The following is a 7877-nucleotide window of genomic DNA, read 5'->3' as shown; positions in this document are numbered from 1 at the left end:
CGCCGGCGCCGACCCCGTGAGCGCGCGGGAGAGCCGGCTGAGCGCGCGACCGCCCGAATCGCCGCGGCCGCGCGACCGGAATATCGACCATTACACGGCGACTGTCGCCTGGTCGCGGCGCGGTGCGGTTTTCGCGGACGGGCGATACAGCCGGGCGCACACGTGGCGTCTTGACGGCGGCATCGAGGTGCCGGCGTCATCGTCAACGCACATCGTTCCGCCGCCGATGTCGATCGAGTCGGCCATCGACCCGGAAGAGGCGTTCGTCGCGTCGCTGTCGAGCTGCCACATGCTGTGGTTTTTGCATTTGGCGCAGAAGGCGGGGCTCGTTGTCGAGCATTACGAGGATACCGCAGCGGGGCGGATGGGTCGAAACAGCGAGGGGCGGCTTGCGATGATCGAAGTCGTCCTTCGGCCGCGCGCGGTTTTTTTCGGCGAGGCGCCATCGGGCGTCGCGCTTACCGACCTGCACGAGCGCGCGCACGCGGAGTGCTTTATTGCCAATTCGGTCAAAACCGACGTGCGTGTCGAGCCGTTGCCCGGCGGTGGGATTTAGCTCGAAATTCGTTGCGTTGGCCGTCCTTGCGGCTTACAATTTTCTGGTGAGGTGAAGCATGGCAAGTGCGAAAGTTGAAAACGGAATGGTCGCGCTACCGAAAGTCGTTCGCGACGCGCTCGCGATTTGCGACGGCGAACAGATTGAATTCATCATTCGGGACGGATCTGTTGAGATGGTGTCCAAAACGGTCGATTTCCGATCCCTTTACGGGTCGATCAAAACAAACCGACGCAGCGTCACGGTTGAGCAAATGAACGAAGACATCAAACAACAGGTCGCGGAGAACTTCGAAAAGAGTTTGCGGGACGATTCCGAGTGATCGGCATCGACACAAATATCCTCACGCGCTACGTGCTTGGTGACGATCCCATTCAGTCACCGCGTGTCCGCAAACTGTTGGAAAGCGAACTCGAACGAGGACAGGTGTTTTTTGTTTGCGATCTTGTTTTGTGTGAATTCATCTGGGTTTTGGAGCGCACGTATAAGATTTCGAAGGAAATGATTGCTCAACGTCTGGCGGACCTCGTTCATTCACACCAATTCCGTTTCGAGTCGCGAGAAGGCGTCCTTCTAAGCGCGGTCCAGGCGTACCGCGAAAACCGTGGCGATTTCGCCGACTACCTGATTCTCGAACGGTCGCGAGCCGCCGGCTGCTCGACCATCCTCACCTTCGACAAAAAACTCCTGAAAGAGCCGGATTTCACCTCGCCATAGCACCTCGTTTCTTGACTTCCGCGTAAACTCGTCCTACAAATCCGAGACAACAATTTGACGGAACCGAAAAACTGATTTCCGTTTTCAGCGGATAAAATCTACGAAAATGTCGAATTTATCGGCGGATACCGCAGAAATTCCGGCGCCGGAGGCCGTTCCCATCGAATCCGGCGAGCGCGCGGCGCAAAAGCTCAAGCATCTCTATTTCATCGGTGCGATCCTCGAGCGGGCGGCGAGCTTGCCCGAGGCGCTCGGCGAGGCGCTTGCCGCCATGGCGCGAGCGATCCACGCGCGGCGCGGAACGATCGGCGTTTTCGATCGCACGACCGGTCAGCTTCGCGTGGAGGCCTCGTTCGGGCTACCCCTCAAGCGCGCGCAGCAGATTCCCGGCGGTGTCGGCGGTCCGGTGAACCGCCGCGTGTTCGAAAAAGAGCGCGTCGTCGTCTCGAACCTGCCGAACGAGGAGGGTGACGAGGGCGAGGCTCTCGTCGCGATCGCCCTGCCCGTTCGCCACGGCAAGGAGGTCATCGGCACGCTCTGCCTGGCCAAGCCGCGCGCGGACTACTCCGAGATCGCCGAGGACGCCGAGCTGCTGCGTTCGGCGACGTACATGATCGCGCAGCACATGCGCATGACGCAGCGGGCCTACGAATCGCGCGACCGCCTCGAGCAGGAGCAGCTCGAAAGTGAAAAGATGGCCGAACGCTTTCTGCAGCACAATCTCGTCGGCACCTCGGGCGCGATGAAGCAGGTGTATCAGCAGATCCTGCAGGTCGCGCCGACGGACACCACCGTGCTGTTGCGCGGGCAAAGCGGCACGGGCAAGGAGCTCGTCGCGCAGGCGATCCACTACAACAGCAACCGGCGAGGCGGGCCGTTCGTGCGCGTCAACTGCGGCGCGCTCGCGGAAAACCTGCTCGAGTCGGAGCTTTTCGGCCACGTGAAGGGATCGTTCACCGGCGCGCTGAAAGACCGCATCGGCCGATTCGAGGCCGCGCGCGGCGGCACGATCTTCCTCGACGAGGTCGGCGATTTTTCGCCCGCCGTGCAGGTGAAGCTGCTGCGCGTGTTGCAGGAGCGTGAGTTCGAGCGCGTCGGCGGCACGGAGACGATTCAGGTGGACGTGCGCGTCATCGCCGCGACGCACAAGAACCTCGAGGCGATGATTGAAAACGGCCAGTACCGCGAGGATCTTTTTTATCGCCTGAACGTCTTTTCGATCAGCCTGCCGCCGCTCACCGAACGGCGCAGCGACATCACGCTGCTCGCGGATTATTTCGTCGAAAAATACGCGCGCATCATGAACAAGGCGATGAAACGCATCTCCACGCCGGCGATCGACATGTTGGTGCGCTACCATTGGCCGGGCAACGTGCGCGAGTTGCAGAACGTCATCGAGCGCGCGGTGCTGCTTTCGACCGACGGCGTCGTTCACGGGCACCATCTGCCGCCGACGCTCCAGACCGCGGAGGCGACCGCGACGGAGATGACCGGCACGATGGAAGACCAGATCGCGATCTACGAGCGCGAGATCATCGTGGAGGCGCTTAAGCGCGTGCGCGGCAACGTCGCGTCCGCTTCGCGTGACCTCGGCATGACCTACCGCAAGCTTTCCTACCGCATCCAGGCGCACAACATCGATCCGCGAACCTATCGGAGATAGCGAGCGAAATCTCAGCGCATTCTTATCGGCACGCACTCGCCATCGCATCCGCGACCGGCGGCAGCGCGTCGGACAGCCGCGCGGCGAGGGCGGGCGCGTCCGGGATATCCGCGGGCAGGGGTAGGCGGCTAACGAAATCCGCGTGCGCGCGGCCGCGCCGGTATTCCGGTTCCTTCGGCGGGTGCGCGAGGTAGCGCGTCATGAGATCGACACGCGGCGCGACGAGAAGCGTCGTCGCGTAATGCAGCACGTCGCGCGTGCGGTGGATGCACGCACCACCGACCTTCCGGCCGCCGATCGCCAGATCGCACGCGCCTTCGCGGCGCATACCGGTGACGCCAAGCGCCCCGAGCGTCTCGATGAGCGCGGCGGTGATGTTCGCGAAGTATTTGAGGTTATCGCCGATGCCGGCGCACGGCAGCGCCATCGCGACGACGACGTTGCCCTCGTCGAGCCAAACCGCGCACCCGCCGCCCGGGCGCCGCCAAATGCGTACGCCGTCCGCCGCGCACGCCTCCATGTTCAGTTCGCGCGCGGGGTCGCTGCCACGCCCCAGCACGATCGCGCGACCAGGAACATACGCCCGCGCCGCCGCGACGCGATCGCGCCGCGCGATTTCGACGAGATCGTTTTCGAAGGCGTATTCAGGGATATCGGAAAACACGGTTTGATTTTTACCGCGAAGACGCAAAGGCAACGCGAAGAGCGCAAAGAATTTTATTTTTTCTTTGCGTCTTTGCGAATTCTTCGCGCCTTTGCGGTGAGATCTCCGGCTACGGGAAAACGGGCCAGGGTTTGCCGATTTTCCACGAGAGTTGCGCGACGTAGCGCATTGCGTCGTCGCTGTCCGTAGCCTCGGTGAGCACGTATTGCATGCCGGCGGTGACGGCGATGTGGTTATGCGTGAAACGCAGGGCGCCCAGGAAGCTGTTTTCGTCGTCGTTGTTGGCCGTGCCGCGCATGATGAGGCCCTCGTACTCCGCAATCAGCGTGACGAAGTTGCGCGGGTGCAGCGGGAAGATCATGCCGAAGTGCACCTCGCCGTGCTTTTCCTCGTAGTCGCGGTCGTCCACCTGCACATCGCCGAAGAACATGCCGCCGTCGGCGAGCACGGCGAAAGCGTAATCCGTGAAGAACAAATCGTTGATCTCGATGCCCATCGCCAACACGGTGCGAAGACCGTAACGCTTCACCAGGCCGACGCGCTGCTCGAAGTCATCGCCGGGCGCCACGAAACCCAGGCCGAGCGCAAGCGACGGGAGAAAAAGGTCCTGCTGCGAGAAGGCCCACTTGAACATGCCCTCGATGCTGCCGACGCCCGACGAGTCGCCCTCGCGGAAGCCGCGCGCCGGCGCGCCGAAGTCGTCGATCGTGTCGAAGACCTCGAGGTTCGTCTCGACGTACGGCACGTGCAGGCCGAACTCGATATGCCCGGGGATGCCCACGCTGGCGTTGAAGGCGTAGGTGTTGCGCGTGTAATCGGGGTCGCTGTTGCCTTCGCCCAGATACGCGCCGCCGATCTCGACCGTGCCCGGGTTCAGCGTGCGCGTCGACATCGTGAACACGAGCCCCGACATGCCGCGGAAGTTGTGCGGGATATTGCTGATCGACGGCTTGTCGGCCTGGATGTCGCGCGCCGGGGTCTCGTCGCCTTCGATGACAACCGTCTTCTCGTCGTCGGCGCCCTCGTCCTGGGCGATCGCCGGAGCCGTCCCGATCACGGTGACCGCGACGATGAACATGAAGAACCATCGGGCGCGCTTCGTCATACGTCTCTCCGGGTCAAGGGGACGACCACCGCCGATCCCGAGGCTTGCGTTGCCGCCGGGGCCGCCGCTGGTGCTTCAAACGGTCCGGGCCTCTCGCGCGTGAGATCCTGCATCAGAGCCAGAGCGCGGTCCAGTTTTCCCTCATCGGCCTGTCGAATCAAGTCCTCAACCGCGCGCATCAATTCACCGTTGGCCTTGCCCGCCGCGGACGGCGCCAGCACGTAGATCTTGTCGTTGGACGTCGGCTCCACCTCGTCCTGCGAGGTGAACAGCTCCTCCGACAGCTTTTCGCCGGGGCGAAGGCCCACGAACTGCACCTCGATGTCGCGTCCCGGCTCGAGGCCCGAAAGCCGGATCAGATTGCGCGCCAGGTCATGAATGAGGATCTGCTCACCCATCTCCAGCACGAAGATTTCGCCGCCCCGGCCCATCGCCGAGGCCTGCATCACAAGCTGCACGGCCTCGCGCACCGTCATGAAGTAGCGGCGCGCCTTGGGGTGCGTCACGGTGACGGGCCCCCCCTCGGCGATCTGCCGCTGGAAAAGCGGAATCACCGATCCCGCGGACCCAAGCACGTTCCCGAAACGCACCGCGATGAATTTGGTCTGCACGCCCGTTCCGGCGAGCGATTGCAGAATCTGCTCGCCGACGCGTTTGGTCATGCCCATGACGTTCGTCGGCCGCACCGCCTTGTCCGTCGAGATGAAGACGAATCGCGCCACGCCGGCGCGCACCGCCGCGTCCGCCACGTTTTTCGTGCCGAGCACGTTGTTTCGGATCGCCTGCGCGGGGTGGATCTCCATCATCGGCACGTGCTTGTAGGCGGCGGCGTGGAAAACGACGTCCGGCCCGTGCTCGTCCATCGTGGCGTCGAGCAGTTCCATGTCGAGGATATCGCCGACGACGGACTCGAAACGCACGTGCGGGTAGTGTTTGGTCAGCTCCCAGCCGATCATGAACAGCGCGTTCTCGTTGCGCTCGTAAAGAACGACCGTCTCCGGATCGTTCGCGGCCACGAGGCGCGCGAGTTCCGAGCCGATCGACCCGCCGGCACCGGTGATCAGCACGACGCGGCCCTCGAAGTGCTCGCGGATGAGATCGGCGTCCAGGTGTACGGCCTTGCGCCCGAGCAGATCCTCGACCGACACGTCGCGCAGATGCTTCACGGACACGCGTTCGTTGATGATGTCCGCCATCGGCGGGATGATCTTGAAACGCACGCCCGTGTCGCGGAATCGCGCGATCAACTCCTTGATCTCGCGGGGCTTGAGCGACGCGGAGGTGATGATGATCTGGTTGACGCCGTAGCGCTCGATGATGTGCGGCAACTCCTCGCGCCCGCCAAGGATCGAGACGCCGTGGATCTTGAAGCCCTTTTTCGGCGCGAAGTCGTCGATGAATCCGACGACGTTCATGCCGAGCTGTGCGTTGCCGCGAATCTCCTTCAAAAGCTCGACGCCGATCGCGTGGCTTCCGTAGATCAGGACATTGATCGCCTTGCCGGCCTTGTCGTGCAGCAGCTTTTCGCGCACGGCGCGCAAAAGGAAACGGATGCCGCCGATGAACGCGATGGAGATGAACCAGTCGATGATGAAGATGGAGCGCGGAAAGATCGGCACGGCGAAGGTCGCGACGACGATGAACGCGAGCGTGGAGACGGTGCAGGCGCGGATGATGTCGAGCAGGTCGTCCATGCCGACGTAGCGCCACCAGCCGCGATAGAGGTCGTACCAATAAAAAACAAGCAACTTGACGACGAGAAGCCAGGGGAGCGTCTGCCAGAACAGGCCGAGCGCCCAGTCGTTGGGCTCGGTATCGAAGCGGAGGAAGAAGGAGAGGAAATACGCGGCGACGATCAGGAAGGCCTGGCTGGCGACGATGAAGGCTCGACGCCAACGCACGACGCTCTGCCCGAGCGGCGTGTCCAGAAAATTCTTCCCGCGAAGATCGTTGGCCAGGCTCATACGCTACTTTTCAGCCGCCCCGTCCCTTGGGCAAAAAAACGAAGCGCCAGTGTAGGCGGGCGGACGGGGCGGGGTCAATTGAAAAATGGGTGAAAACGGTTTGCCGTGAATTCTGGGGTGCCTAACGACTCGGCTCGCATCATATTGTTGATTAGGCAACCAAAAACTCGCGAACCGTGTTCAAGCAGTTTTCCTTCTGCTCCAGGTTTCTGTAGCCGAATGGCACCGCAACGAGAATGAGTCTGACGACCCGTCGACCGGACGTCACTCGCGCGACCATGGCGGAGGTATTCGTCGACTCACCGAGTTGCGGATAAATTAGCAGCGAATCGACTTGCGGGACGTCAGCAAGGGACGTGTAGGCGAGCGCCTGATGAATGTCCGCACGATGTTCATCGCGAACTTTTTCGGTTAGACCCTGCCAACCCCGCTGAGCGATCAAACTGTAGTGCGATTTATACTTCGCGTCGACAAACACGGCACGATTCGCTGCACGAAGTTCGACATCGGGCATCAACGAACCCATCGACTGATTCGAACCAGACCAACGCAGAGATCGCCTGGCCGTCTGAAATGGGCTGGCGACGAAACCCAGGCGTTGCGAGAGTTCAGCGGAAAACGCCGCTACCCAAGCCTCCCACACCGCCTCAATCGATAAATCCCACGCCAGTCCGTCGAGACTTTTCGCGCCTCCCAATCCGCGTTCCTCCGCGATCCAAGTCATCGCCTCAATTGCGGCGAGCGTCCATTCTGACGATCCCGGCAACGTCCAAGATGTTGGGGGCCGTTCCGAAGCCCCGGGCCCAAGGTCCCGCTTCAATTCTGAAGTTCTCTGAAGCAATCGACGCGATGTTGGGGACCAAGATAGCGACCTAAGATCTTGTTCAAGCCGACTTAAAGTCCAACGAATGGAAGCGGAAAGTCTGGGATCATCGTCCGGCTCGGAAAATCGACAAGGGAAATTCGTCCAGACTCCTCGCGCTACGTGCGACGTGGCCCACTTTGTCCAATCGATCTGACCGCGCGGACTGGTTCGAATCGACTCTGTTGGCACGAACCCGCGTCGTCGATGTCGAAGAAACTCCGCAATTCGCTCGATAACAGGTGCCGCCAATAGCCACGGTGGCACTTCACGCGCCGAGCCCGGAACCAACGGCGCCATACCGAGTTGCGGTTCGAAGTCAAAACCGATCGCCTCGAATACGGAA

Annotated in this window: 8 protein-coding genes; 4 read left to right on the top strand and 4 right to left on the bottom strand. The window is 62.0% G+C overall.

Annotated features, from left to right (window positions below):
* Positions 1 to 82: 82 nt before the first annotated feature.
* The 4 genes from K8I61_04395 to K8I61_04380 all read left to right on the top strand — a co-directional run bounded on the left by K8I61_04395 (position 83) and on the right by K8I61_04380 (position 2936).
* Entirely contained in the window at positions 83 to 556 is a 474-nt protein-coding gene (locus K8I61_04395; protein MBZ0271251.1) for an OsmC family protein, read from the top strand.
* Between the two features lie 58 nt (positions 557 to 614).
* Positions 615 to 878 carry a hypothetical protein gene (locus K8I61_04390; GenBank protein ID MBZ0271250.1) on the top strand — a complete coding sequence of 88 codons (264 nt, stop codon included), beginning with the start codon at positions 615 to 617 and terminating at the stop codon, positions 876 to 878.
* Positions 875 to 1273 carry a type II toxin-antitoxin system VapC family toxin gene (locus tag K8I61_04385; protein MBZ0271249.1) on the top strand — a complete coding sequence of 133 codons (399 nt, stop codon included), beginning with the start codon at positions 875 to 877 and terminating at the stop codon, positions 1271 to 1273. Before K8I61_04390 ends, K8I61_04385 begins: the two co-directional genes overlap by 4 nt.
* Before the next feature lie 106 nt (positions 1274 to 1379).
* A complete protein-coding gene (locus tag K8I61_04380; GenBank protein ID MBZ0271248.1) occupies positions 1380 to 2936 on the top strand; it encodes a sigma 54-interacting transcriptional regulator in 1557 nt (518 codons plus the stop codon).
* Between the two features lie 22 nt (positions 2937 to 2958).
* On the opposite strand, the gene K8I61_04375 is transcribed toward K8I61_04380, so the two are convergent.
* The 4 genes from K8I61_04375 to K8I61_04360 form a co-directional block, all read right to left on the bottom strand.
* The gene (locus tag K8I61_04375; protein ID MBZ0271247.1) at positions 2959 to 3600 is read right to left on the bottom strand and encodes a hypothetical protein; all 642 of its coding nucleotides are present in this window, start codon (positions 3598 to 3600) and stop codon (positions 2959 to 2961) included.
* A 109-nt stretch (positions 3601 to 3709) separates the two neighbouring features.
* The gene (locus K8I61_04370) at positions 3710 to 4705 is read right to left on the bottom strand and encodes a hypothetical protein (protein MBZ0271246.1); all 996 of its coding nucleotides are present in this window, start codon (positions 4703 to 4705) and stop codon (positions 3710 to 3712) included.
* Complete coding sequence (locus K8I61_04365; GenBank protein MBZ0271245.1) at positions 4702 to 6669, bottom strand: polysaccharide biosynthesis protein; 1968 nt, start codon at positions 6667 to 6669, stop codon at positions 4702 to 4704. Before K8I61_04365 ends, K8I61_04370 begins: the two co-directional genes overlap by 4 nt.
* A gap of 151 nt (positions 6670 to 6820) precedes the next feature.
* On the bottom strand, positions 6821 to 7393 hold the full coding sequence (locus K8I61_04360) for a hypothetical protein (protein MBZ0271244.1): 573 nt from the start codon (positions 7391 to 7393) through the stop codon (positions 6821 to 6823).
* Positions 7394 to 7877 lie beyond the last annotated feature (484 nt).

This window comes from bacterium (assembly GCA_019912885.1).
GTDB lineage: Bacteria > Lernaellota > Lernaellaia > JACKCT01 > JACKCT01 > JAIOHV01.
The sequence above is the reverse complement of the archived record's forward strand: the minus strand, read 5'-3'. Positions and strand labels throughout refer to the sequence as shown.

Coding starts and splice junctions, on each gene's coding strand:
- K8I61_04390 (MBZ0271250.1), top strand. CDS start 615: ATGGCAAGTGCGAAAGTTGAAAACGGAATGGTCGCGCTACCGAAAGTC.
- K8I61_04380 (MBZ0271248.1), top strand. CDS start 1,380: ATGTCGAATTTATCGGCGGATACCGCAGAAATTCCGGCGCCGGAGGCC.
- K8I61_04370 (MBZ0271246.1), bottom strand. CDS start 4,705: ATGACGAAGCGCGCCCGATGGTTCTTCATGTTCATCGTCGCGGTCACC.
- K8I61_04365 (MBZ0271245.1), bottom strand. CDS start 6,669: ATGAGCCTGGCCAACGATCTTCGCGGGAAGAATTTTCTGGACACGCCG.
- K8I61_04360 (MBZ0271244.1), bottom strand. CDS start 7,393: ATGACTTGGATCGCGGAGGAACGCGGATTGGGAGGCGCGAAAAGTCTC.